Here is a 25,350-nt window from a genome sequence, read left to right as displayed (position 1 = left end):
ATGAAGAAACATCATATTATTATATTTTTACTGGCACTTCCTTATTTTATTTCAGCACAAGATAGGGTTGATCTGAAACGCTGTATCGAAATTGGACTAGAGCGTAATTATGAAATAAGAATAACCAGAAATGATGAACAGGTAGCCGACAATAATCGGACTATCGGTAATGCGGGATATTTGCCATATTTGAATTTGAACAGCGGATATTCGGGAACAATCAATAATACCAAGCAACGTTTAACATCGGGTGATATAACCAAAAACAACGGAGTGCATAATCAGGCATTAAATGCGGGAATTAATCTGGATTGGACTGTTTTTGACGGATTCAACATTCAGGCCAATTACGGTCGTCTAAAAGAACTTCAACAGATCGGAGAACTGAATACACGTCTTGCAATTGAGAATTTCGTACTGAATATATCTAATGAGTATTATAACTATATCCAGCAGAAAATAAGATTAGATAACCTTAGGTATGCGGTTAAATTATCCAGAGAAAGATTAAGGATAGTAGAAGCTCGTTATAGTATTGGTGCAGGGTCTCGTCTCGAATTACAACAAGCGAAGGTAGACTTCAATGCTGATAGTTCTATGCTTATCAAACAAAATGAGGTTATATTTACTTCACGGGTTCAGATCAATCAATTAATGGCGATGGATAATGTAGAAGAACCGCTATACATAACAGATTCAATCATCGAATTTAATTCGCTACTAAACAGGGATGATATCTGGCAAAACCTCCAAGTTTCGAATGTGTTCCTTCAATTATATAAAAGAGATAAAAATATCAGCGTCCTCGACCTGAAAGCCATTCAAAGTCAATACTTCCCTTATCTGAAAGTAAATGCAGGGTATGGGTTTACTCAAAACATGTATGAAATAGGTTCTGTTGCTCGTCAAAAAAATATGGGATTCAACTATGGTCTTACCGTAGGGTTTAATATTTTTGATGGTTTTAACCGGGAACGAAAACGGAAAAATGCGAAAATAGAGGTTCAAACGAAAGAACTTCAATATCAACAAGTAGAATTGTCTCTGAGAACAGATCTGTCGAAAATGTGGATGGCTTATCAAAACAATATGGAATTAACCAATCTTGAAAAAGAGAATCTTCAAACAGCTCATGACAATTATGAGATTGCTCTTGAGCGGTATAAGTTAGGCGATCTTTCAGGAATCGAATTACGGGAAGCTCAAAACAGCTTGCTAGAAGCCGAAGATCGACTTGTTCAGGCTCAATACAATACGAAACTTTGTGAAATATCGCTGATTCAAATCAGTGGAAATATATTATCATACATATATTAAGATCATAAAGCTTTTTATGGTATTACTCTCTTATATATCTTAGTAAACATTCGGCATTCATTTCATCGAGCCCTCTTCTAGTGATGTAAGCCAGCACTTCACTTATTGTTGCTGAGGCTTTTGTTGCAGCCGACACCAGATCTTTACCTTTAGTTAATTGTGAAGCAAAAATTGCAGTAAAAAGGTCTCCCGTTCCTACTGCATCAATATCTATATTTTGAGAGTAAATTCGTTCCGTATCTTCTCCTCGTATAATAATTGTTTCAATCTGTCCCTCGGGAGTATCTTCCAGATGGCAGCCTGTGGCAACAATAGTCTTTTTACTCAATATTGGGTTTGATTTTATTAAATCAATTATTCCAGAAATCGTATTAACCTTATGTTTAAGGATATATTCGAGCTCAAACTGATTAGGTGTCAGTATATCACAATAAGGTATTAAAGTAGAAATCAATTGTCCGGCTACCGTATCAGGCACATAAAGACCTGTACTGATATCACCCATCACAGGATCGCAGATATATAATTTATGAGGGAATGTTTTCTTTATACGTTGTATAAATTCAGACGACGAAAGTAAAATATCCTCTGAGCCAATATAACCTGTAACGACACAAGAAGTAGTATCCAGAACATCAATAGCTTCGATTCCGGCGATCAGATCATCAAATAAATCTTTCGAAACAGCTTTTCCATGAATGGGTCTGTGTCCCGTATGTGCAGATAAGTAAACTGTGGGAAAAGAAATTACATCCAGTCCATGCAACTGTATAGCCAGTTCTGCAATATTATTTCCGACATATCCATATACTACTTTACTTTGAATTGACAGTATCTTATCTTTCATCTTTTAATCTATCTGGTTCGATTAAGTTCTCAGAACTATTTATTGCTTTGGCAAGCAAAACAGCGATAGGTTGTTATGCTTTTGAAATGTGTCATTAAATATTTCCTTTTACTTATATATTATAAATGTACAAAAAAAGAATTAAGTTGCCTCTCATTCTAATTGAAAATGCTTTTAGCTATGATTAAACAAGCTAAAAGCATTTTTCCGTACTAATTCTTTCTCGAAAACATCAAGTGTTTACAACACTTTTACTGGAATACAAATATCCAGAATATGCTTTTTCTCCGGATGTTGTGTATGATCATTATAGTATAATTCATACGTATTACCATCTCCTTGCTGATAGCCGCTTTCGGTAAACCACATACACATCGTATTCCAGGCTTTCTGAAACTCGGTTTCCTGTATTTCGAAACGTCCCACAACATATTTACCTCCTTCTACAGTCATTTTACCTATTTCACCATCCACCTTTATGTCTTCGTTAACGGTTATGCAAGCATCTTGACGTACTTTTTCGATTTCAGTTACAGATGGATCATCATGATAAACTGTCAGAGATTTGGTTTCCGGAAAATTCAATAAATTCCGTGGGGCTGCCCATTTAATCAATTTCTCATACGCTTTGTAGATTAAGTGAAATTGTCCTGTGTGACGACAATAGATCACTTTCATTTCGGGCATTTCTTTTACTTCAATTTGAGTGTTCATAATAATTAAGTTTTTAAATTCGACACTGCAAAATTGAGCATTTATACCCAAGTTTTTTTGACCATTCTTGCTCAGTAATTGACCGTTCTTGCTATAAAACAGCCCATCCTTTGCAAAGACACCTTTTTCTGTTTCCCGAAAGTATTTAGCATTAACACCAAAGTATTTTTTAAATGTACGACTAAACGAAGATACATTATTAAACCCACAGGAATAAGCTACTTCACTAATTGAAAGCTCCTTATACCCTCTCAATAAATAAGCCGCTTTTTCAACCCGTATTCTTAACAGAAAAGTATTGGGAGTCTCACCTACCAAGAAAGTAAACATGCGGTGAAAATGGAAGGCTGAAAAATGTGCAACATCAGCCAGAGTAGTTAGATCGATAGGCTGATCGATATGCTTTTCAATATAATCCATTACCCGATTAATTCTTGCCTGATATTCTTGTCTGCTTTTCTCTTTTGTTATCATAACAGGCAAATATACTTTATATCAGTATTTCTCACTTTACAATTCTTGCTATTTTAAGGATACAAAGTTATACTGTTGGAGAAATTAATACCTTTACTTCTTATTTATTTGAATTAATATGAAAAAAGTTTTACTTACATATGCTGTTAAGGATGAGTTTATTCCTGTTACACTTAAAGGTTGTGAGATAATATATGCCCTCACAGGTATTGGAAAAGCTAAAGCCGCGATGAAACTTACCGAGGCTATTTACAAGGAAAAGCCCGATTTAGTATTAAATATGGGAACAGCAGGAACACTTACTCATAATATCGGAGATATATTTATTTGTCAACGGTTTATCGATCGTGATTTTCATTCAATAAATCTTCCGGGCGTTGAATACGAAATTGATTTTACTCCCCTCGTGGCTAAAACCAAAATCTTTGAAGACTTGCTAGCCAATAGTAACTCGGGAACATGTAATACGGGAGACAGTTTTGTTACAGAAGCTGAGTCGGTATATGGTGACGTAGTAGATATGGAAGCATTTGCACAGGCCATCGTCTGTAAGGAATATAATATTCCGTTTATTGCTGTTAAATATGTAACAGATCTCATAGGTCAAAATTCGGTAAAACATTGGGAAGGTAAATTAGCTGATGCACGTAAAGAACTTGGCGAATGGTTTCTTGAAAAATGACATTCAATTACTTTATTTAAATATTTTATTACATTTTTTTCACAAATAATTCAGATAAGTTAGTAATAAACCCTATTACTTAAAATTATAATTACCTGTTTGATAAATCCTTAAAACCCCAACACACCCCTTTGTTCAAACAGTCATAACTCTTCAATCGCCAGAAATAAAGTACCACTTAGATATTATATTTCTTTTATTAATCAAAAACGAAAGAATTTAATATATATTTTCAGCAAAATTACAATAACAGTTAACGACATAAGAAACTCACAGATAAATCAAACTACTGAAACTACTGATAGTTTAGACTTCTTTGCCTGTTTATAGAATTTAACAAATATAAATATATTTAAGTGTTTATGTTTGTTGAAATAATGGGAATATAATCAAAAAGAACAATGAAATTTGCTTTATTTTTTATTTTGAATCTGCTGTCAGCCGGATTATGTGTTGCACAGGTTGGGATCAATACACAAAATCCGCAAGCAACATTAGACATTATTTCTGTAGGAAATACAGCCTCAACAAAGGCTTTGTCTGTAAAGAACAACTTAGGTGGTGATATTTTTACGATACAGGATAATGGCTATACAGGACTGTCGGTTGCCAATCCATCTGTTTTGCTGGATTTACGTGACGGGCAAAATAATTCAATAATAGGTATCGGTGGCACTTCGCAAACACCTTCGGAAGTAGAAGTCGGTGTTTTGAAATACGATCCAGTTTATAGATCTCTCGATTTATCAGAAGGAACACAATGGAAGCAATTATCTGCCAATCATGAAAAAGTTCATGTCGTGGCAAATCTGGTATCAACGACACAGATTTTTTCCCAAAACAGAACGGCCACAATCATTAATTGGAGCAAATTGTCTGATGAAACGAATAGTTTTAATGCTGCAACCGGTATTTTCACGGCTCCTCACGGTGGAAACTTCACTACTTCAATATCAATGACTCTTAAAGATGTAGCAAGCTATTCGAATAATTTTAATGCTTATATAGTATTATCATTAATTGCTTCATCGGGAGAAACTGTAAAATCTTTATCAAGTTATAATACCGAGGGTAGTACATTAATAAAAACGCCGTCGATAAGCTGCACGGGTAGCTTTAGCTTAACAGCCGGACAATATTTGAGAGCCGATTTATATAACTATTTAGGATCGGATGCCAGCCAACTTAACAGCTATCTTTCTATAATTGAAAATTAAGCATATGAGAAAACACAAATTGTTTATTTTTAGTATAATATTATTGAAAATAGTATCAGCAGATTTATTAGAAGCACAATCAGTAGGAATCAATATTATTAATCCTGTCGCAACACTCGATATATTATCAGAAGGAAATACGAACAGCACTAAAGCTATGCAGATATCTCAATCAGATGGGAATCCTATTTTTAGAATAACAGATGATGGTAAAGTAGGTTTTGGAGAAAATGATCCTATTGTAAAATTAGACTTACGCAATAACAGAAACAATTCGGTTATAGGTCTTGGATCGACAACCAGTCCGCCTTCAGATGTGCAGGCGGGTGCAATTAAATATGATTTTGGAACAAACCAAATGAGCTTTTCAGATGGTTCCGATTGGTTAGTTCTTCAATCTAATACGCCTAAAAAATTTGTTTCTGCCAATAATAATTCTAATGTAGTAATTTGCCCTTCAAGCACAATTACAACTCTCAATAGTTGGAAAACATTATATGATCCAACTTCCAGCTTTAACCCTTCGACAGGAATATTTACCGCAAAGAATAAAGGCTTTTACACTGCTACATTTACTATATATTTTGTTGCAACAACTATTCCATCAGGAACCTATGTGGAAGGTCGATGGGAGGCAAAAAATAAGACTAATGTTAAACAGGTTATCACAAGTAAATCCGCTTATTCTATTGGTGGCAACTTTATGACCGGAGTCACCTGTTCGGGTACATTTCTTTTGGAACAAGGTGATACTCTGACCCCTGTAGTTTACAATATGCTTGGAAGTCCTAAGCAGTTAATCATCAAAGGATCCGATGCTGATTCAGGATTTAATAACTTGTCAATTATTGAACAATAAGATAATTAGAATATAAATGAAGAATATAATTATATCGGTATTTTTTATTTTACTATCTCAATGCTATCTGCCCAGATAGGTATAAATACAGAGGTGCTAGATGCTACATTAAATATTGTATCTACATCAAATGTATCAACTAGTAAAGTTTTGAAAATAAACAATTCAGATAATAAAGAATTATTTTCAGTCCAAAATAACGGGTATGTAGGAATTGGAGGCAGCAACCCTGTTGTGAAATTAGACCTGAGAACATCATCCGGATCAAATGAAGTATTAGGGATAGGTACAACTTCTGCAGCAGCATCACAAGTAGGAGCAGGGGCTGTAAGAAACAACGACACAAATAGTTCTATAGAATATTCCGATGGAGAAGATTGGAGGATATTACAATCATTACCACCCAAAGCCTATGTTATAGCCCAAAACTCATCAGCGATGTCTGTTCCAACATTAACCGATGATGTGAATTGGGGAGGATGGACAATTTTGAAAGATGCCACATCAAGCTTTAATGCTTCTACCGGGATGTTTACAGCACCTCATACAGGGACCTATGCCTTTTCAATAACAGCAGTTTTCAGCAATGTAATAACAACTTTTAGTTCGGCTTATTTAGAATTAAATTTTATAGTAAACAGCACGACTGCTGCTGATATTAAAAGTGTAAAACCACTCCCCAGTAAAGGTACTTTCCCACAAGTTGGGATTACGAATAAAGCCTTTATGTATTTACACGAGAATGATATGGTTAACGTATATATATGGCATGAATCAGGTTCTACTCAAAAACTTTCACCCGATGCTGCTCTTAATACTTATACCATTACAGAGCTGTAAAAAGAGGTATTTTGTGGAGATATTTTAAAATGTATCACTAATTAATTGTAAGTTATTTACACCTTGACTATTATATTAACTATTTAGAATTACAATAAGCCCTTTGCTCTTTTTTATGCGTTCCCTTTTTACCGATGAAGAGGTTTACTAAAGCTACTTTTTATACACTGTTTACAAATCACTTACGAAATAAAATCACATTATTATTTATCAAGATGTAATTTCAGTTCTTATTTGTTGCCTATCTTACAGATATAAAAAACAATACCTAAAAAAAAGAATCTTATTTGATCAATTCTCGATGTGTTAACACTAATTGGGATAGCATATCGGTAAGCAAATAACGGAGAAGTAGCAAGCATCTTATTTGGGAAAGCTTTTGTAGAAACATTGCAAAAAAATTCAAAGAAAGAATTTCTATAACTTAAGGACTTGACAAGCTTAATATAGGGTATATGTAGCAGTTTCTTTTAATGAGTACGAGGAAAAAAAATTCTGCAACCATTAGTTGCAGAATACAGGAGGAACAATTTTATATTTTGTCAGCTCTTAACTATGGAGTAATTTCTCCCGATCTGCTATGCTTGATTATGAGCTTTTACTTCTCTTTTTCGATTATCACAACAATATTATTATCCAAGCTTTTAAATATGCTCAAATCGGACGTTATTCTACCCATTTTGAGAAGGCTTCCGCTATAACCTTTTGCATAATAAAATACAATACAATCGCCCGGTGCCCAATAGCAAATATCACCTACCACATAGCCGTCTTCCGTCGATGCGTTTTTTGATAACGATATAGCTGCATAATACTCGCGGTCATCGTGCCGGCTCATTTGCAGAGTTAACGGAAGTCTGGCGATAAAGTCTTGTGATGTTGGCGTGTCGTTCAATGTCGCTGTAAGTATTTTATCTCCAATACTAATTTTGATGTTCATATTTTCGGACTGATTTGGATTTTCGGGTTGTCCTGCCGGTTTTTCTAATGTAGCGGGAACTTCATTATCGGGAGAACAAGCAGTCAGGTTAAATGTTATCCCGAATAATAAAAGCATATAAAGTAGTACTGTTTTTCTCATATCTAACCTATACTATCAAAATTTAATGCTTTCACCACTTTTGCCGGAACACCTGCCACTACCGTATTGGAAGGTACATCTTTGGTCACAACCGCTCCGGCAGCCACAACAGAATTTTCACCAATGGTTACCCCCGGCATTACCGTTGCACCTGCACCAATCCACACACCGTTTGCAATAGCTATAGGAGCGGTATATGTTGCACGCCTGTCGGCAGGGTTAAGCGGATGCCCGATCGTGATCAGATTAACTTTAGGTGCAATCAGAACGTCATTTCCTATAGTTATGCCTCCTCTGTCCATAAATTCACAACAGTGGTTTATAAAGACATTTTTACCTACCCGGATATTCCGTCCGAAGTCGGTGTAAAACGGAGGCAGGAGTTCAAAGGTTTTATCTACATCGATACCAGTAAGACGTGAAAACAATGCTTGTACTTCATCTTTGTCGTGGTATATATTATTCAGTTCAGCAATGATCTTCTGCGCCTCATTAATTACTGAACCGATTTTATGATAGTCAGGATCAGTAAGTGGAATCACTTCACCGGAAAGGTCTCGCTCGAATATATCTTTTAGATTATCTTTCATCATTTCAGGTTTTCAGTAAAGAAATTTGTCAGTTTGTCGAATGGTATAACATTCAAACGGTCGTATAAGTCCACATGAACAGCATTAGGGATAATCATTAACTCCTTTGGTTCAGAAGCTGCTTTGTAAGCATCTTCGCTGAAATAGCGGGAATGTGCATTCTCCCCTGCAATCAGCAACATTGGTCTTGGCGAGATTTCTTTGATATAAGTCAAAATCGGCATATTCATAAACGATAACACATTGGTAACGGTCCACGAACCGTTTGAATTTATTGAACGTGAATGAAAACCCCGCTTCGTTTTATAATAATCAAAGTAATCTTTTACAAATTGAGGTTCATTACCTTCAATTTTATCAGGCAGTCCTTTGGGGGCTAAAGCCGAAGTTCCGTTTTCCGCATCCGTCCAACGCTGCCCGCTTAATTGCTCTAATGTTTTAGTTCGTTGTTCCGAAGTAGTGGCATCGAAATAACCGTTGGCATTTACTCTCGACATATCGTACATGCTTGTAGTTGCTAAGGCTTTAACACGTTTGTCGACAGCGGCAGCATTTAACGCAAAGCCTCCAAAGCCGCAAATACCTATAATACCTATTTTGTTTCGGTCAACACTCCCGTGCATTCCCAAATAATCGACTGCAGCACTGAAATCTTCGGTGTTAATGTCGGGCGATGCTACGTGGCGAGGTTCGCCTCCGCTCTCTCCTGTGTAAGACGGATCGAAAGCAAGCGTAATAAAACCACGTTCTGCCATATTTTGAGCATAAAGCCCCGAGGACTGCTCTTTTACCGCACCGAAGGGACCGCTGATAGCTAAAGCAGGTAATGTATCATTGCCCTTATTTTTCGGAATATACAAATCGCCAGTAAGTGTAATTCCATAACGGTTTTTGAAAGTTACTTTCTGACGGGTAACCTTATCACTCAATTGAAAAGTGTAATAGTCTGCTTGTTGTGCGACTATCTCACTTTGTGCCGATAATGAATTGTTCATAACAAATACTATTAATGTGAATAAAAATAACTTCTTCATTTTTCCAAGATTTAGTTATATATTGCAAAATTAGGGTAGAATAAAGGAATAGTTTTCGCTGAGCGGCTCAAAGGTTTTCGTTCAGAAGCTCAATCGTACTTTAATGACAATTTCAAACAGAATACAAAAAAAAGCCGTAAAGCAAAAATGCTCCACGGCTCGAAATCTTTTGCTCACAGTCATTTATCTTCGGGGAGAAAACCCGTATTGCTTTTTAAAAGCGGCATAGAAATGAGACAGGTTCTTAAAACCTACATCAACATATACGTCGCTTACTTTCTTATTATGATTCTTTAGTTTGTCGTAAGCTACTTCCAGCCTCTTACTGATAAGCCATTTCTGAGGTGTAACATCGCTTATCATTGCAAAGTCACGCTTAAAGGTAGCGAGACTTCTTCCTGTATAGGCTGCTATCTCTTCTATTGTCAGGTCATCCATATAGTTCTCGTTAAGAAAATCAAGAATATCAATCTTCCACGGCTCGCTAAAATCAAATAGTATGGGAAAGAAATTCTTGTCTGTGTTCAACAAACAGTAGACTCCTTCCTGTTCTTTCAGATTAATAATGTGGTCCGTTGGCTGTACAGCAGAGTCAAAATAGGGTGTCAGTGATTGGAACAGACTAGTTATATCCGGCCTTAAGGGTATTCTGAATAGGCTTTCTTTCAAAGCTTTGACCTTTTTGGGAATATGATTTTTATCTATTTTACTGTAAAAATTACGGAGGAAATTACGTTTAAAAGTCATGGATATTCCTTTATACTGACCTGCATCGGCATATAGTTTTGTCATTTTAACTCTGTGGTTGCGGCGTATAAAGACGCATTCGCCCGGATGGACGACCGTTTCTTTATTTCTTTCTTCGATAATAAGTTTTCCTGAATACAGGTATACGAGTGTATGGTCTTTTGTGGCATGTACACAACTTGTATTGTTATCAAAGAAACAGGAAAGAAATGTGCCTGAATAGTTTATCGTTCTTGAAGCTTCCATGCTGACAGGTTTTATATCATACAAATATAGTCTAAAGATAGGAATACTTTTTCGCTGTCAGGCTCATTTATTTTTGCTGAAAGGTTCATATAATAGACAACGCGAATTTCTCATATTCAAAAAACTTAAACCGATTACACATTCACTCTCTTATTACTTTTGAAAAGAGACACAAACCGTTTACTCTTATCTATTAAGGACCTGTCCGGGTAAGATGCAGTGAACGGTAGTTCCTGTTATTTTATATTCTTTAAAGTCTATCAATAGTTTGCCTTCTCCTTTTTCTATGAAAAGAAAAATATAATAATCATCCCTATGTGCATAATCAACAGCGGGTACTTGTTCATTCTCGCGAACATATCGTAAAAACGCTATTTCTCCTTGAAATTTTTATGATAGTTTATGGGGCGGAATGGTATTCATGGGTATGAAAGGTTTGATTACTGGAGAGAGTAACGCTATTTCTTACATAATATCAATGAGAATAGTTAATTATTGCTTTTTCTATAATTGTAAAGATATGATGTTTGTGTTTTATAAGGAAGGAAATATCCATTTTTTTGAAAATTATTGCCTTAATAATTTCTTCATCTAAATATAGATTTATAATTATCTTTTTATTCTAAATATTTGTTAATATAAAAAATCGTAGTACATTTGTGGCTGAAATACGAGTACTAACCCTTAAAAAATCACGAAAGGGTATAATTATGTTGGTCAAGAAATAAAACACAGCAAACAGGAACTAAGCTGGCTCATCGGGATGAAGAGCTTTTGCAACTTATGTATATAATTAGAAAACCAAAAATCTACGGCTGCAAATTGGTTATCGTTGATTAGTTCCACAATCACAATTTAAATTTTATTATTATCAATGTCGATGCGTTGACAGGTATATCATTATATACTTTTCTGTCTTTCGTATCGCACACAGAGATATATTCTGTTATGGGCTAGTTATGTCCATGCGGCTGAAATATATGTATATATGTCTCTGTATTATCAAAAACAAAAATGGGCATACAATCTAAAGAATTAAGTAAACTGGGATATACCAACAATGTAGCACGTAGTTTAGCGATCAACATAGTAAACAAATATTGCAAACACGACAGCAAAGAACAGATTATAAAAATGCTCAGCGATCTGCTGGCATATCCCGATAAATATAAAGACGACGAAGTATGGGGAAAACTGGCGGAGCATTTTTCACCAACACCGGTAGACAAATCATTCACAGTCTACAGCCTGCTCGACGAACCTTGAGCATTCAAAACATACGGAAATAAATTTATCGATACACTTGCCAAACAGCAAATGAATCTGGCAATGCGATTACCGATTACACTTGCCGGAGCTATGATGCCAGATGCACATGCCGGATACGGTTTGCCTATCGGTGGTGTATTGGCAGTAGAAAATGCTGTAATACCTTATGCTGTAGGTGTAGATATCGGTTGCCGGATGAGCCTGACCGTATTCGATGCCAATGTGGATTTTTTGAAACGCTATTCACATCAGATAAAAGAAGCATTAAAAGATTATACACACTTCGGAATGGATGGCTGTCTCGAGTTTCCTCAGGAACATGAGATATTGGACAGGAGTGAATTTCAGCTTACACCATTACTCAAACTGTTACGCGGAAAAGTAGTCAGACAACTGGGTTCATCAGGGGGAGGAAACCACTTTGTAGAGTTTGGCGAGATAGAGTTGATAGAGAACAATGTCTTAAAACTTCCTGCGGGAAATTATACGGCATTGCTTTCACACTCAGGTTCCCGTGGAATGGGAGCAGCTATTGCCAGACATTACAGTGATGTGGCTCATGAAGTATGTAAACTACCAAGAGAAGCACAGCATTTTGCATGGTTGGGTTTGGATACCGAAGCAGGACAGGAATACTGGATGAGTATGAATCTGGCGGGAGACTTTGCACAGGCATGTCACGAGCGTATACATATCAACTTAAGCAAAGCATTAGGATTAAAAGCATTGGCGAATGTAAATAATCACCACAACTTTGCATGGAGAGAGGAAATTGCTCCGAACCGATATGCAATAGTACACCGTAAGGGTGCTACTCCTGCTGGAAAAGGTGTTGCAGGGTTTATTCCGGGAAGTATGGCAACACCGGGTTATCTGGTAAGCGGTAAAGGTGTATCCAATTCGTTAAACTCTGCGTCACACGGAGCAGGACGGGCTATGTCGAGACAAAAGGCAAAGGAGCAGTTTACACAATCGGCTTTAAAGAAATTACTTACTCAAAACGGGGTAACACTTATAGGAGGTAGTGTGGAAGAAATGCCTCTGGCTTATAAAGATATTGATAAGGTAATGCCTGCTCAGGAGTCGTTAGTGGATATTCATGGCAGATTTATGCCACGGATAGTTAGAATGAATAAAGAATAAAAACAATGAAAATTACAGATAAAATATTAGTTATAGACCTTGAAGCCACTTGTTGGAAAAGCAATGAGTCGAGAGGTCAGACAAGCGAAATTATAGAGATTGGAATTTGTGTACTCAATACAAAAGATGGTAGTATATCTAAAAACAAAGGGATTATGGTAAAACCAAAACACTCTACTATCAGTCCTTTTTGTACAGAGCTGACCACTATCACGCAAGGCTTGATAGATGAACAGGGCATATCTCTTTCTGATGCCTGCAAAATTTTAAGAGAAGAGTATGACGCATATTCCTACACTTGGGCTAGCTATGGTGGATATGATTTGAAGATGATGAAGTCTGAATGTTTGCACAAAGGGGTGGATTATCCTTTATGCCAAGATCATATAAATGTAAAGGAATTATTTACAGAAGTGAGAGAAATAAACAAAAAGGTAGGTATGAATGGTGCATTACAAATATTGGGTTTACCCCTCGAAGGAACTCATCATAGAGGTGTTGATGATGCCAAAAACATAGCAAAGATCCTGTATTGGTGTATAACAAATATGAAGAATGAGCAATAAGATATACTTGCAAATAACCTCCGGACGAGGTCCTGCCGAATGTTGCCGCATGGTCGCTCTTGTTTTGGAGCGAATAATGGCTCAGGCAAAAAAGAAGGGGCTTAATACCGAAGTATTGGAAAGAGAACAGGGTGTGATCAACCGCACCTTGTTTTCGGCAACACTTTCAATAGAAGGTAAAGGGTGTGAAGATATAGTAAAGGAATGGGAAGGTACGATTCAATGGATTGCCCAAAGTCCCTATCGCATTTATCATAAACGCAAGAATTGGTTTATTGGGGTAAATTCCTTTATTGTACCTGATATTAAGGATGCCAATGAAAAGGAGATTGAGTATCAGACTCTTCGTGCATCTGGTCCCGGTGGACAGCATGTCAATAAGACCGAATCGGCGGTGAGAGCAACTCATACTCCTTCGGGATTGAGTGTTACAGCTTCCGATCAGCGTTCGCAATTGCAGAATAAAAAACTGGCAACGGAACGGTTGCTAATTAAATTGGCTGCTTGGAATGTAGAACAGAGTATGCAGGCAGCTCAAAAGAATTGGAATAATCATAACAATCTGCAACGGGGTAATCCTGTGAAAATAATACAGGAATCGTTGAATTAAAAAGGCTAGAATTATGTTTGCAAGACGAACAGCAACCAGAATAAAAAAGGGCACTGCCCAAAAGAAGAACAGGCATGCCAAAACTCCCAACTATTGGAACACACGTCAGAATGAGATTCAGATTGATATAGAAAATCCGGGAAAAGGCTACAAGCATTTCCTGAAGAAAAGGGATATAAAACAATTCTTGGAGATACTCCCTAACAGGGAAGAGATTGATATTGAATTTGATGCTGTGCTATTAGCAAGAGGAAGTTATTACAGAGATGGGTGGTATGAAAACGGAGTGATCGGAATATGTGCCTGGGAAAAAAAGATGACTAAAGAATATAGCTTAGGTTATTTTAAAGCCCACAAAGAAATATTTGACAGGCTTGAGGTTAGATATACATTAAAGGAAGATTACGTGATTTGCGATTTTACTGAAAATCAAATCAAAGCCTAATTCTCTCCTCTGGCAATTTTTCTTGATTTAGTATTAATTCTGTCGTGATGGTGTCCCAGTTCATGAAGAAAAATATGCGGAAGTAATTATGCGGAAAGTTACGCTTTAAAGTATGAGGAAATTATATGGAATAAGTATTTTGAATGCTTTGAGAGATAAACAGAAAAGAATATAATGGAACAAATAAAAACAGAACAATATAAAAAGCACTTACAGGAAAAGAGAGAAGTCCTGAATAATGCTGTTATTCAGCTGAAAAAAGAATTTATCGGAATACATCCCTGACTATTTCCAGTCTAGAAATTGAGAATGTTTTATTTCTGAGGGTCTCCAGTTCTTCATAGGAAAGAAACTCCACATTCGATTCTTCGTGCCTGAATTGGATATTGGCAAAGGGATCTTTCTTTATCCAGTCATTGGCTAGTGCAATACGGATGACTTTCTTCAGGTTTTTCAGATGTTTGATTGTTGAATTGTGCTGCAAGTTTCGTTCTGTCTTCAGGTAAAACTCATAGTTTGTTACAAACTGGTGGTTAATATCGGATAGTAATATATCGTCTTTGTGATATTGATGAATGATATATTCTTTTAAGCCCTTGATGGATGTTTCAAATTTTTCAACCGTTGATTCGGTGTAGTCTATACCTATAAGTGCATGGCATTTATCATTATGTTCCTTATATACCTCCAGAATGCTTTTATGGTCTTCATCGCGTCCATGGTATATATCCCTTATAAGATCGGAGGTTATATGCTTTCCATCGATTTCCAGTTCCCTGTGGATTTGCAATATCCGTGCTTTGACTGTTTCCAGGTAATGATTTAACTCGAGTGCGATGCGTCCTTTGCTATTACAGGATTCTTTGTCCTGATTCCAATACGCTACAGGAACACTTCTCTTTATTCCGATTTCGGCAATCTGTTTGTTTATTGTTACACGCAGATAGATGGGTGCTTCACCGTTTTTCAACAGTTTAGCCTTCTTGATGATAAACAATAAACTGAATGTGTTTCTTTTGTCTGTACTCATAATAAGAATTTTTATAAAATTATTAATTAGAGTTCAGTTGAGACAATGACAAAATCTGACAATTGCATGACAAAATCTGACAGTAAAAAGATAATTTGCTATGAAACTAAATTCGCAAGGATATTTCTGAGATATTTTAGTCCCACGATTTAGGTTTACAGTCCTTAAAAAAAGGAAGCAAGTTTAAGTCGATCTCAGGACAATAATACCATTGACTATCAATAATATACCCTTATCCATAGGACTAAATCCGGGAAATAAAAAGTCCCACGAATAAGCCTGTGAAAGATACCTGAAACGGCATCTTTTTGCTTATGTGGGATAAAAGAAAAAGTCCCAAAAGTATTAACTTTCAGGACTTTGCGATGTTTTGCATCTTGCTTTGGCGGTATGGACGGGACTCGAACCCGCGACCCCCTGCGTGACAGGCAGGTATTCTAACCAACTGAACTACCACACCATTTTTGTTTTACTTCATTTCTGAAGTGACATTTCCTCTGAAATGCGATGCAAAGATAGGGTAAGAATTTGAATTCTGCAATAGGTTTAAAGATATTTTTTGAAAATAAAATTATTTAATTCCACAGACATTCATTATTCATTTCATTATCAGACACTATAAAATTAAATAAACTTATATAAAAGGAGAATTTCCAAAGAACATTTTGAGAAATCTCCTTTTATATGAGTTTTTGATCTTTACTTTTTCAACCATTCATCAAACCAACGGAAGAATTCTCGCTGAAATAAGATTCCATTTTGAGGTTGAGATATCCAATGGTTTTCGTCAGGGAATATCAACATACGAGTAGGTATACCTTTTAATTTAGCCGCATTAAAAGCCATCATACCTTGCGAAGCTAAAATTCGGTAATCAAACTCGCCATGAGTTATCATGATAGGAGTATCCCATTTATCCACAAAACGATGAGGAGAGTTAGCATACGATTTCTGAGCGATAGAATTATTACGATCCCAGAACGAACCGCCTAAATCCCAATTAGCAAACCACATCTCTTCAGTCTCCAGATACTGAGCCTCCAGATTAAATATACCCGCATGAGCTAAAAATGCCTTGAAGCGTTTATTGTGATTACCGGCCAACCAGTATGTCGAAAACCCGCCATAACTTGCACCGGTACATCCCAAACGATCTTTATCAACAAAAGGTTCTTTAGCCAATTCATCTATTGCCGACAAATAATCTTTCATATTCTGGCCACCATAATCGCCACTGATCTGTTCGTTCCACTCTTTACCAAAGCTAGGTAATCCACGACGGTTAGGAGCAACAATAATATAACCATTGGCAGCCATCATCTGTAAATTCCAGCGATAAGACCAGAATTGGCTTACTGTACTTTGCGGACCACCTTGGCAATACAACAGTGCCGGATATTTTTTATTCGGATCAAAGTTTGGAGGATACACCACCCATGTCAACATTTTCTTGCCATCAGTAGTTGCAATCCATCTCTCCTCAACTTTACCCATTGTTATCTGGTCAAGTATCGCTTTATTCTCTGTTGTTATTTGACTAGCCTCACCCGTTGTTGCATTTACAGAATAAATTTCGTTGGGTTGAGACATCGAATGACGCACAGCGATTAATTTATCACCTGCAATTGCAAACGACTCATAGTCATGAACGCCCTTAGTCAAAGCTTTTATTTCTTTTGTACGAATATCAGCCTGATATATCTGAGTCTTAGCCTCAACACAAGCTACAATATATATACTCTGGTTGTCTTTGCTCCATGCAGCAAAATCCGTATTATAATCAAAGTCTTCGGTTATATACGTCTTTACTCCTGACGACAGATCCATAACAAACAAACGGTTTTTATCCGACTCGTATCCGTCACGCTCCATACTTTGCCAAGCAACATACTTACCATCTGAAGAAAATACAGGATTTGTATCGTATCCCATCATACCTTCGGTTATATTGCGAGTTTCTTTTGTTTCGATATTATAGAAATAAATATCCGAATTGGTAGATAAAGCATATTCCATACCTTTTTTCTTACGGCAAGTATATGCAACGGTTTTGCTATCGGGACTCCAAGCCAGCTGCTCTATACCTCCCGAAGGAAGCATGGGTGACTCATAAGGTTCTCCGTCCAGTAAATCAATATCATTTACCAGTTTTTCACCATCAAAATCAGCAACAAACGGATGAGGAACCTCTTCAACCCAAACATCCCAGTGTTTATACATGAGATCATCGATGATACGCCCCGAAGCCTTGGGTAAATCAGGATATTTATCAGCAGCACGCTCGCCAAACTTTACATTTTTAATATAAAGCACCTTTTTTCCATCCGGCGAGTAACTAAACCCATTCACTCCACCAGCCACTTCGCTTATCTGAATACGATCTGTTCCATCAGGATTCATTTCCCATATTTGAGACGATCCGCTTTCGCTGGTTAAAAATGCAATTTTAGAACCATTTTTTACCCAAACACCATTGTTTTCACTCTTGGGTGTTTTCGTAATTTGCTTATTGTCTGTACCATCTATGTTCATGGTAAACAATTCGCGATTAGTTTTATTCTGTTCAATGCTCACATAAGTAACTCCATATAAAACCTTTGCATTATCGGGAGACACCTGCACATCACTCAGACGCCCAAAACTATACAAAGCCTCAGGAGTCATTATACCATCAGCTATTTTGATTTCGGATTTTCCGATCAAAGGAGCGTCACCAGTCTCTTTGGCTTTGTCCTGACCTGAGCCACAAGCTAACATTCCGGCACTCAAAGCAATTGCCATAATAGATTTGTATTTCATTCGTTAAATAGATTGATAATTTAATTTATTCATTATGCCTTCAAAGTTATCCTTTTTTATAATACCCTAAAAATCTGACTCTACTTAAGTTATTAAGTTCCGAGAACTATTTATCCTAAAAGAAGCAAGAGCATGATCAAAAATTACATTACTTACAAAAGAAACATAAGTAATGCGAATCAGTAGTTGGTCTGTTATGTTTAATGTTCTATTATTCTAACGCACCCTTATGGGTTTGTTTTTCATTTTGCCTTGATGCAAAACGAAACAAAAGATCAAGACTGTGCCTTTTGCCCGACCCGTTACGGTCTCAAAAGCTAAAACAAAAGAAAAACGTTTACCGTTGATATCCTTTTGTTTTTTAACGCTTTCTTCACCCTGCGGGTAGCCCGTGCAACCGGCAAGGTCGGAAGCCTGACGGACAAAAGCGATTTACGTGCGTCAGCTCGAGTGCACCAGTGGAGTAGCCGTTGGCTGACAAGCAAAGCAGGCGTAAAACTAAACGTGCCGAAAGGCAATAAGTTTAGTTTAGCCTGCAAGCTAAAGTCAGACAGGCGAGCCACGCAGCACAAAGCCTTTTTGATTCCTTTTGCGGCTTTGGGCAAAAGGAATACGCGCAATCTTCGATTGCGCGTAGTAAAAGACAATTTAATTGAACATATAATCCCAACTACCGATTGACATAAGTAACAAAAAGCAATCAATAAAGTGACAAAACCTCCATTTATGATGTCATTTTTGGTCATCATTTAAAATACTGAATTTCAACAAACAAACTATAAAAAGATTACAAAAGTGACAAAAGTGACAGTTTACAACATGCTTTTTTATTTTCTCTTTTTCATGTAACCTTTTCTTTACTTATAGATAAAGCTCTACAGCGATTCTTCTTAAGTAATCGATAGCATTTAATAATATGGTTAACACTTACCAAGGTAACAAATAGCTTTGAGGGCTTAAAAACTTTATTTTCAAAATCGAAACTCATGTTTTCATGAGTTTTTCCTATCTTTGAATAAATATCACTTTACTCAAATATCATGAAAAAGCATATCTTATTTTTACTGTTTATAGTAATAGTAGCCAGTATCAATGCTCAGGTCGACTCTAAATACTTGCAGGGAGCTGTTCCCGAAGTAGATGGGAAAATTATATTTTCAAAGACTATAAAAGTAAACAATACTATATCGGATGATAAAATATTCGATTTGATGAATACATGGGCACAAGAAAATTATGCTTCACCCACCAACCCAAAGCAACGTATATTATTATCAAATGCTGCCGATAAAACGATTGCATGCAAAGGAGAAAAAGACATCATATTTAAAAAGTCAGCCCTTTCACTTGACAAAACCACAATAGCATATCAGCTCATTCTTCAGATAGAATCGGGAGAATGCCTTGCAACGATAAAGAATATAAAATACGATTATTACGATAAAGGGTCCAATAAAGACTTTTATACTGCCGAAGAAATGATCAGTGATAAGGTTGCATTAAACGGAGAAAAGCTAAACAGATATTACGACAAATTCAGAACCAATACAATTGATAGTATCAACGGTATATTCAACTCTATAGATATCTATCTCAATGGAGTAAAAAGACGTGAGGGTGCCGCAGAAGCCGAAGCTCAAAGAACAACAACTGCTGCTCAAACCGCTACAGCATCTGCCATTCCATTGATTCCACTAACTGCCAGCTCACCGATAGAAACGCAGTCCATAGAAACAAGCACTGCGGCTAATGTAAGTACACTACCGGGATTCAGACGGATTGCTGCGGATAAAATACCCGGAAACATTATCAAACTATTGAGCGATGCCACACTGATAACTTCAGGATCGGGGGAGAACGTAAATGTAATGACAGCCTCTTGGGGCGGATTAGGTGTATTCTGGGAAAAACCCGTTGCATTTTGCTTCTTAGGAGCTCAACGCTATTCGATCACCACAATGGATAAGGGAGATACCTACACCATATCTTTTTACACAGAGGCTTACAAGGATGCTCTTCAGTATTGCGGATCAACAAGCGGAAGAAACGAAGATAAAATAAAAGGTTCGGGATTAACCCCCATTATAACCCCTTCGGGAGCAACAGCATTTGCCGAAGCATGGATGATATTTGAATGCAAAAAAATGATTGCACAACCCCTATCTCAAGAGGCAATAGCCGATAAAAATTCCGATGCTGCTAAAAAGTGGAACGGCAAAGAATTACACAAAATGTACATTGGCGAAATACTAAATGTATGGGTTAAATAAGGCTACAAACCTATATAGCTAAAAAACAAGAAAGCGAGAAATTCAAATCGATGAATTTCTCGCTTTCTCGTATATCACAATAAGAAGAGTCAGTAAAACTCATTCACCATCCAAACCGGTTATCTCCTTAAACTTGGGAGCGTAATCGAGCCCCCATTTATTAATTGCATCCAGAATAGGTAATATACGCTTCCCATCCTCGGTCAGAAAATATTCCACTCTTGGCGGAATTTCGGGATAAGTAACCCTATCTATTATTTTATAAAACTCCAATTGTTTCAGTTGTTGATGTAGCACTCGTTTTGTAATCCCTGTAACCGCCTCAACCAAATCTTTAGGTCTTGTAATACCCTTGTCTAGTTCCATAAGTATACAGAATTTCCATTTGGAGAAAATAACCTCCGTGGCTATAGTGATTCCACATTCAAAATCTAAAGGTATCTTTCGTTCATACATAAGCACCGGATCAATTTTCTTAGGTCTCAGACCTTTTATTGCATTCGTAAATAGTTGAAACTAATAAAGAGAACAAAGTTAGTGACAAAATTATCACTTAGAGATAAAAAAATCCCTTATTGTGAGTCCTATCAAGCAGCAGTAACTTTGCACTCAATAAAAATATCAATAGTACGAAATATGAAAAAGCTTATAATAGTTAGTCATCCAAACATCGAAAGTTCGGTAATAAATAAGCGTTGGGTAAACGAGTTAGAAAAACATCCCGACCATTTTACGATACATAATATATACACAGAGTATCCTGACGGAAAGATAGATATAGAGAAAGAACAAAAACTAATCGAAGCACATGATGCTTTAATATTGCAATACCCTCTATATTGGTTCAACTGCCCACCCTTTCTAAAACAATGGTTGGATGATGTTTTTACCTACGGATGGGCATATGGTTCGAAGGGAAATATGATGAAAGGAAGGAAAGTAGCATTAGCCATCTCTGCCGGAATAGACAAAGAAGACTTTCAAGAAGATGGTGAATGGAAAGTAACTATCGAACAGCTTACCCTACCTTTTAAAACGACAGCACTCTATACCAAGTCAGACTACAAAGGTCATTTCGTATTATATGACTCTCACAATGCACCCAATTCGGATGCTTTGGAAAAAAGTGCAGAAGATTATATTAAGTTTGCAATGAATATATAACCAGATAAATCAAATATAAAAAACATTGCTATAAAGACAAAGGAGTTACCGATTAAAGTAACTCCTTTTCACTATATAAACTTTGATTAAAAAAAGAAAAGCTATTATCAGAAGCTTAAAGGAATAAGTAATTTTATCCCAAAATTACGTCCCATATTAAAGACTCCCTCGCGGCCTGTCACCTGATTTACGTCTGTATATTTCAGACGGCTCAAGTGATTCTGATAAGCTTTGTTCGTTAAATTGTTTGCTGTAAAATAAAGCGATGCCCACGTACGACCTTTGTGTACAAAGTCGGTTCCGAATGAAGCATTCAGCAAGGCGTAAGCTGGTGTTACAGTTTCGGTATCAAAAGCCGAAAAGATACGGTCTTGTTTCAAGTTACATTCAACACCAACCGATACATACGTATTATTTAGCGTCTTACCATGACGGATCAAATCGAAACGTAAATCGGAAATCAACTTAGGTGCAGGTGTAAATGGCAAGTACTTTGTAGAATCAGGCTGATTCAATTGTACTGAGTTGACATACGAGAATGAGTTTTGAAAATGCAACCTTTCAATCGGATGGATATCTATACTGATCTCTCCTCCCAAAATGCGGGCATTCCCCGATACAAATTGAAATGTTTTATATCCATCTGTCAATAAATCATGTCCATCCTCATCCAATAATTTATGCGAGAAAATATAATTATTGATACGATTAGCAAATAGCGAAACTTCCCCTGATATTATAGGTGATGAATAACCAAAACCTAAATCGGCCTGCCAGCTATTTTCAGCTTTCAGGTTGGGATTACCAATTTCATAACGAACAGCACCACCGTGTGCCCCGTTAGAAGCTAATTCACTAATATTAGGGGCACGAAATCCATGTGAAAGATTTAACTTTGTATACCAACCATCCGATAACTGATAGGTAAATCCTAAACTTCCGCTCAACCCATTGAAGTTTCGGGTGTATGCCGGAAATATCTGCGGTTCGTGATCGTGGTCATCCCCGTCTTCATGCTCATCATGTCCGCCACTTCCATGATCATGAGTATGAGGCTCAAACTCTTTTACATTCTGGTGGCGATGGTCAAAACGTAAGCCTCCGCTTATATCTAATTTACCGAAGCTCTTGGAAGCAATAGCAAACACACCCATATCAAATAATTTATACTCGGGCAGAAGCTTTTCGTGTCCTTTATTCAATGAAGACTGATACATTCCGTTTACACCTGTCACAAACTTATAACCACTGATTTCGGGAAATGTATAGCGCACATCATAATTAAAGGTATGTAGTTGGAAATACAAAGCATACTCATCTCTATCCAACACATTCTCAAATTCCTGACGGCGGTTTTGCTGGTAACCCAAAATGGTACGCAAACTACCATCACCCAATATGATATTACTGTTCGAAACAGCCTTGTAATGATATACTTGCTGATAAGGTACAAATTGCTTGTAAGATCTGCCATCTTTATCAGTGGCAATAGCTGTACCCTCTTCACCATCAATAACAGCCGGTCTTAAAAATCGTCCTGTTTCCTCATCACGTTCTCCTTCAATAATACCGGGAGTAATGTTATAATAATCCAGAGTCAGATGAGAATATCCCCAATTTTTATTGACACCTAACAATCCGGAAACAGCCCTTTCCTGAAAGCCCGAATTGAAAACATATCCGTCGTATTTATTTTTATACGAATGAGCCCATTTGTCACTATATCTGGCATTCCACACAATACCGCCCTTATTGCCGGCTGTGTTTACCGAATAATTAATCAACCCATTATTAGTTTGATATTCTGTCAATACATTTGCTTGAATAGAACCGTCGGGTAAAACAGGCTCCGACTGAAAATTAATAACCCCTGCCATAGCATCCGAACCATACATTAAACTGGCAGGTCCTTTCAGTATTTCCACCGAATTTACCGATTGAGGGTCAATCTCAATACCATGTTCATCGCCCCACTGTTGCCCTTCCTGGCGTACTCCGTCATTAACAACCACTACACGGTTATATCCCAAACCACGGATTACAGGTTTAGAAATACCTGCTCCAGTAGTTATTTGCGATACTCCCGGTTGACGCGATATAGCATCTATAATATTAGTGGACGACTGTTGCAAAAGTTCTTTCCTTGCAACAAAAGATATCGGAGAAGGTGTCCTTTTAATCAGCGAACTTCCGGTTAGAGAGGTAACTACCACTTCGTTAATTTCGGCACTCGACTCCTTCAGATCGAAGTTCATACTATTAACCGATCTTAAGTCAATAGTTTGTACAATAGTTTGATGCCCTAAGTAACTGACTTGTATGGTAGTTCTCACCATAGGCAGATTATCAATCCGATAATGTCCTTTATCATCAGTAATAGCACCTTTTTTTAAATCGGGGAGATAGATATTTACTCCCATCAATGCTTCCCCACCCTTTTCGTCTGTAACGAATCCTTGCAACGATCGGTTATCACTATTTGCATTATCGGCAGATACAGTTGCCAAGGAGAGCAGGCATATGATAATTAAGGTCAAAGACCTTTTTATTAAAGACGTTCTTTTATGTATATATATTATTTTCATTAGTTTTCGATATTTGTAAATAACAACTTTATAAGTTACAGAGAGTATTTAATATCCTATCTTAAAGCTATAACTATCAATAGTTTTTATAGCTGAATGGGCAATAAATAGATCTGAGACCTTAATTAAAGTTGAGATTAGCCGAATACAGCTAAATATGTAAATTCATTTTTCGAATAGAAGACAAGTATACATGCAGAATTTTCTCTGCATCATACAATTATACCAAAGAGACAAGCAAACTTGAAACCTTGATGTAATAATTAGAATAACTTGATTTTAAACAATGTGGAATATCTATTGATATATGTATTCTACAGGAACAGAACTATACGTCTATCCCATATGGAGAACAAATAAGTTCACCTTTACATAAAAGCAACAGAGAGGTCTGAGACCTTAACAAAGACCTTCTACCGGAGGGGCACGAAGGGAAATTTGAGGTAAAAACTGATAAGCCCACGTTTGAACATCGGCCTGTATAATTTCAGCAAAAGAAATATCAAAATAGTGTTGCAGCTCGGCAAACTGCTGCGGAGTAAATGCCTGAAACATGAAAAGACAGATATCGCAATCCTGATGAAGGGCTGCTGATTTTCCATCAGCATGAGGATGTGTCGTATAATGCGATTCGTGATCAACAAACAAAAAGTGAACCGGCTTCATCAGTATTACACCGAAGAAGGCGATTATAAATAACGAGGCAATTCTCTGCCTGCTTATCATTTTCACTTTCACTTGATTGTTCAGATTTCTGTTTTAACCTAAATATTCAACAAATATATAATATAAATACCAATAGAACTTCAATTTTCAGATTA

General features: G+C 36.8%; 24 protein-coding genes and 1 tRNA gene. 12 read left to right on the top strand and 13 right to left on the bottom strand.

Translation table 11 applies throughout. The features are described from left to right. Window positions 1-1,317: a TolC family protein gene (locus tag G7051_RS10280; protein ID WP_166200052.1), complete on the top strand. Its 1,317-nt coding sequence runs from the start codon at window positions 1-3 to the stop codon at window positions 1,315-1,317. Between the two features lie 22 nt (window positions 1,318-1,339). Here G7051_RS10280 and pdxY read toward each other — a convergent pair whose 3' ends face one another. Further along, window positions 1,340-2,164, bottom strand: a complete 825-nt coding sequence (gene pdxY, locus G7051_RS10275; RefSeq protein ID WP_166200050.1) for a pyridoxal kinase — start codon at window positions 2,162-2,164, stop codon at window positions 1,340-1,342. Between the two features lie 240 nt (window positions 2,165-2,404). Further along, a complete protein-coding gene (locus G7051_RS10270) occupies window positions 2,405-3,352 on the bottom strand; it encodes a GyrI-like domain-containing protein (RefSeq protein ID WP_166200048.1) in 948 nt (315 codons plus the stop codon). Between the two features lie 118 nt (window positions 3,353-3,470). Here G7051_RS10270 and G7051_RS10265 point away from each other — a divergent pair, with 118 nt between their 5' ends. The 4 genes from G7051_RS10265 to G7051_RS10250 all read left to right on the top strand — a co-directional run bounded on the left by G7051_RS10265 (window position 3,471) and on the right by G7051_RS10250 (window position 6,950). Then, window positions 3,471-4,034, top strand: coding sequence for a 5'-methylthioadenosine/S-adenosylhomocysteine nucleosidase (locus G7051_RS10265; protein ID WP_166200046.1), 564 nt, complete (start codon window positions 3,471-3,473; stop codon window positions 4,032-4,034). A 401-nt stretch (window positions 4,035-4,435) separates the two neighbouring features. Continuing rightward, window positions 4,436-5,251 carry a hypothetical protein gene (locus G7051_RS10260; protein ID WP_166200044.1) on the top strand — a complete coding sequence of 272 codons (816 nt, stop codon included), beginning with the start codon at window positions 4,436-4,438 and terminating at the stop codon, window positions 5,249-5,251. 4 nt (window positions 5,252-5,255) lie between these two features. Further along, window positions 5,256-6,110, top strand: a complete 855-nt coding sequence (locus tag G7051_RS10255) for a hypothetical protein (protein ID WP_166200042.1) — start codon at window positions 5,256-5,258, stop codon at window positions 6,108-6,110. A gap of 60 nt (window positions 6,111-6,170) precedes the next feature. Further along, window positions 6,171-6,950 (top strand): hypothetical protein, encoded by a 780-nt coding sequence (locus tag G7051_RS10250; protein WP_166200040.1) that lies wholly within the window; start codon window positions 6,171-6,173, stop codon window positions 6,948-6,950. A gap of 598 nt (window positions 6,951-7,548) precedes the next feature. Here G7051_RS10250 and G7051_RS10245 read toward each other — a convergent pair. The 5 genes from G7051_RS10245 to G7051_RS18450 form a co-directional block, all read right to left on the bottom strand. After that, window positions 7,549-8,031, bottom strand: coding sequence for a cyclophilin-like fold protein (locus G7051_RS10245; RefSeq protein ID WP_166200038.1), 483 nt, complete (start codon window positions 8,029-8,031; stop codon window positions 7,549-7,551). Window positions 8,032-8,033: 2 nt separating this feature from the next. Beyond that, complete coding sequence (locus G7051_RS10240; RefSeq protein ID WP_166200037.1) at window positions 8,034-8,621, bottom strand: sugar O-acetyltransferase; 588 nt, start codon at window positions 8,619-8,621, stop codon at window positions 8,034-8,036. Continuing rightward, window positions 8,621-9,616, bottom strand: a complete 996-nt coding sequence (locus tag G7051_RS10235; RefSeq protein ID WP_255493373.1) for an alpha/beta hydrolase — start codon at window positions 9,614-9,616, stop codon at window positions 8,621-8,623. Before G7051_RS10235 ends, G7051_RS10240 begins: the two co-directional genes overlap by 1 nt. A 222-nt stretch (window positions 9,617-9,838) precedes the next feature. Further along, complete coding sequence (locus G7051_RS10230) at window positions 9,839-10,648, bottom strand: AraC family transcriptional regulator (RefSeq protein ID WP_166200035.1); 810 nt, start codon at window positions 10,646-10,648, stop codon at window positions 9,839-9,841. 186 nt (window positions 10,649-10,834) lie between these two features. Then, window positions 10,835-10,912 carry a hypothetical protein gene (locus G7051_RS18450; RefSeq protein ID WP_370522998.1) on the bottom strand — a complete coding sequence of 26 codons (78 nt, stop codon included), beginning with the start codon at window positions 10,910-10,912 and terminating at the stop codon, window positions 10,835-10,837. A gap of 750 nt (window positions 10,913-11,662) precedes the next feature. On the opposite strand from G7051_RS18450, the gene G7051_RS18445 reads away from it, so the two are divergent. Genes G7051_RS18445 through G7051_RS10210 form a run of 5 tightly spaced genes read left to right on the top strand, consistent with a single transcriptional unit; the run spans window position 11,663 to window position 14,681 of the window. Further along, a complete protein-coding gene (locus tag G7051_RS18445; RefSeq protein WP_370522528.1) occupies window positions 11,663-11,914 on the top strand; it encodes a hypothetical protein in 252 nt (83 codons plus the stop codon). A gap of 27 nt (window positions 11,915-11,941) precedes the next feature. Beyond that, window positions 11,942-13,060 (top strand): RtcB family protein, encoded by a 1,119-nt coding sequence (locus tag G7051_RS10225; protein WP_370522997.1) that lies wholly within the window; start codon window positions 11,942-11,944, stop codon window positions 13,058-13,060. 5 nt (window positions 13,061-13,065) lie between these two features. Next, window positions 13,066-13,626, top strand: a complete 561-nt coding sequence (locus G7051_RS10220; RefSeq protein WP_166200034.1) for a 3'-5' exonuclease — start codon at window positions 13,066-13,068, stop codon at window positions 13,624-13,626. Continuing rightward, a complete protein-coding gene (gene prfH, locus G7051_RS10215) occupies window positions 13,616-14,236 on the top strand; it encodes a peptide chain release factor H (protein ID WP_166200033.1) in 621 nt (206 codons plus the stop codon). The genes G7051_RS10220 and prfH overlap by 11 nt, the downstream gene beginning before the upstream one ends. Before the next feature lie 13 nt (window positions 14,237-14,249). Continuing rightward, window positions 14,250-14,681, top strand: a complete 432-nt coding sequence (locus G7051_RS10210) for a hypothetical protein (protein ID WP_166200032.1) — start codon at window positions 14,250-14,252, stop codon at window positions 14,679-14,681. Window positions 14,682-14,946: 265 nt separating this feature from the next. Here G7051_RS10210 and G7051_RS10205 read toward each other — a convergent pair whose 3' ends face one another. From G7051_RS10205 to G7051_RS10195, 3 genes are all read right to left on the bottom strand, one after another. Further along, a complete protein-coding gene (locus tag G7051_RS10205) occupies window positions 14,947-15,711 on the bottom strand; it encodes a phage integrase SAM-like domain and Arm DNA-binding domain-containing protein (RefSeq protein WP_166200030.1) in 765 nt (254 codons plus the stop codon). Between the two features lie 383 nt (window positions 15,712-16,094). After that, window positions 16,095-16,171, bottom strand: a tRNA-Asp gene (locus tag G7051_RS10200). 239 nt (window positions 16,172-16,410) lie between these two features. Continuing rightward, window positions 16,411-18,510, bottom strand: a complete 2,100-nt coding sequence (locus G7051_RS10195; RefSeq protein ID WP_166200028.1) for a S9 family peptidase — start codon at window positions 18,508-18,510, stop codon at window positions 16,411-16,413. A 1,040-nt stretch (window positions 18,511-19,550) separates the two neighbouring features. On the opposite strand from G7051_RS10195, the gene G7051_RS10190 reads away from it, so the two are divergent. After that, complete coding sequence (locus G7051_RS10190; protein WP_166200026.1) at window positions 19,551-20,780, top strand: DUF4468 domain-containing protein; 1,230 nt, start codon at window positions 19,551-19,553, stop codon at window positions 20,778-20,780. Window positions 20,781-20,879: 99 nt separating this feature from the next. Here G7051_RS10190 and G7051_RS10185 read toward each other — a convergent pair whose 3' ends face one another. Next, on the bottom strand, window positions 20,880-21,236 hold the full coding sequence (locus tag G7051_RS10185; RefSeq protein ID WP_166200024.1) for a helix-turn-helix domain-containing protein: 357 nt from the start codon (window positions 21,234-21,236) through the stop codon (window positions 20,880-20,882). Window positions 21,237-21,416: 180 nt separating this feature from the next. Here G7051_RS10185 and G7051_RS10180 point away from each other — a divergent pair, with 180 nt between their 5' ends. Then, window positions 21,417-21,944, top strand: coding sequence for an NAD(P)H-dependent oxidoreductase (locus G7051_RS10180; protein WP_166200022.1), 528 nt, complete (start codon window positions 21,417-21,419; stop codon window positions 21,942-21,944). A 107-nt stretch (window positions 21,945-22,051) separates the two neighbouring features. Here the strand turns inward: G7051_RS10180 and G7051_RS10175 are convergent, their stop codons facing one another. Both G7051_RS10175 and G7051_RS10170 read right to left on the bottom strand, forming a co-directional pair. Further along, a complete protein-coding gene (locus tag G7051_RS10175) occupies window positions 22,052-24,529 on the bottom strand; it encodes a TonB-dependent receptor (RefSeq protein WP_166200020.1) in 2,478 nt (825 codons plus the stop codon). Between the two features lie 399 nt (window positions 24,530-24,928). Further along, window positions 24,929-25,255 carry a hypothetical protein gene (locus tag G7051_RS10170; protein ID WP_166114631.1) on the bottom strand — a complete coding sequence of 109 codons (327 nt, stop codon included), beginning with the start codon at window positions 25,253-25,255 and terminating at the stop codon, window positions 24,929-24,931. Window positions 25,256-25,350 lie beyond the last annotated feature (95 nt).

This window comes from Dysgonomonas sp. HDW5B, assembly GCF_011299335.1.
Classification (GTDB): Bacteria; Bacteroidota; Bacteroidia; order Bacteroidales; family Dysgonomonadaceae; genus Dysgonomonas_A.
The sequence above is the reverse complement of the archived record's forward strand: the minus strand, read 5'-3'. Positions and strand labels throughout refer to the sequence as shown.

Bases quoted from the DNA above. Each gene is read 5' to 3' on its own strand.
- G7051_RS10180 (WP_166200022.1), top strand. From the start codon at position 21,417: ATGAAAAAGCTTATAATAGTTAGTCATCCAAACATCGAAAGTTCGGTA.
- G7051_RS10195 (WP_166200028.1), bottom strand. From the start codon at position 18,510: ATGAAATACAAATCTATTATGGCAATTGCTTTGAGTGCCGGAATGTTA.
- G7051_RS10220 (WP_166200034.1), top strand. From the start codon at position 13,066: ATGAAAATTACAGATAAAATATTAGTTATAGACCTTGAAGCCACTTGT.
- G7051_RS10185 (WP_166200024.1), bottom strand. From the start codon at position 21,236: ATGTATGAACGAAAGATACCTTTAGATTTTGAATGTGGAATCACTATA.
- G7051_RS10245 (WP_166200038.1), bottom strand. From the start codon at position 8,031: ATGAGAAAAACAGTACTACTTTATATGCTTTTATTATTCGGGATAACA.
- G7051_RS10235 (WP_255493373.1), bottom strand. From the start codon at position 9,616: ATGAACAATTCATTATCGGCACAAAGTGAGATAGTCGCACAACAAGCA.
- G7051_RS10265 (WP_166200046.1), top strand. From the start codon at position 3,471: ATGAAAAAAGTTTTACTTACATATGCTGTTAAGGATGAGTTTATTCCT.
- G7051_RS10205 (WP_166200030.1), bottom strand. From the start codon at position 15,711: ATGAGTACAGACAAAAGAAACACATTCAGTTTATTGTTTATCATCAAG.
- G7051_RS10230 (WP_166200035.1), bottom strand. From the start codon at position 10,648: ATGGAAGCTTCAAGAACGATAAACTATTCAGGCACATTTCTTTCCTGT.
- G7051_RS10270 (WP_166200048.1), bottom strand. From the start codon at position 3,352: ATGATAACAAAAGAGAAAAGCAGACAAGAATATCAGGCAAGAATTAAT.
- G7051_RS10240 (WP_166200037.1), bottom strand. From the start codon at position 8,621: ATGAAAGATAATCTAAAAGATATATTCGAGCGAGACCTTTCCGGTGAA.
- G7051_RS10280 (WP_166200052.1), top strand. From the start codon at position 1: ATGAAGAAACATCATATTATTATATTTTTACTGGCACTTCCTTATTTT.
- G7051_RS10210 (WP_166200032.1), top strand. From the start codon at position 14,250: ATGTTTGCAAGACGAACAGCAACCAGAATAAAAAAGGGCACTGCCCAA.
- G7051_RS10175 (WP_166200020.1), bottom strand. From the start codon at position 24,529: ATGAAAATAATATATATACATAAAAGAACGTCTTTAATAAAAAGGTCT.
- G7051_RS10250 (WP_166200040.1), top strand. From the start codon at position 6,171: ATGCTATCTGCCCAGATAGGTATAAATACAGAGGTGCTAGATGCTACA.
- prfH (WP_166200033.1), top strand. From the start codon at position 13,616: ATGAGCAATAAGATATACTTGCAAATAACCTCCGGACGAGGTCCTGCC.
- G7051_RS10260 (WP_166200044.1), top strand. From the start codon at position 4,436: ATGAAATTTGCTTTATTTTTTATTTTGAATCTGCTGTCAGCCGGATTA.
- G7051_RS10170 (WP_166114631.1), bottom strand. From the start codon at position 25,255: ATGATAAGCAGGCAGAGAATTGCCTCGTTATTTATAATCGCCTTCTTC.
- G7051_RS10255 (WP_166200042.1), top strand. From the start codon at position 5,256: ATGAGAAAACACAAATTGTTTATTTTTAGTATAATATTATTGAAAATA.
- pdxY (WP_166200050.1), bottom strand. From the start codon at position 2,164: ATGAAAGATAAGATACTGTCAATTCAAAGTAAAGTAGTATATGGATAT.
- G7051_RS18445 (WP_370522528.1), top strand. From the start codon at position 11,663: ATGGGCATACAATCTAAAGAATTAAGTAAACTGGGATATACCAACAAT.
- G7051_RS10190 (WP_166200026.1), top strand. From the start codon at position 19,551: ATGAAAAAGCATATCTTATTTTTACTGTTTATAGTAATAGTAGCCAGT.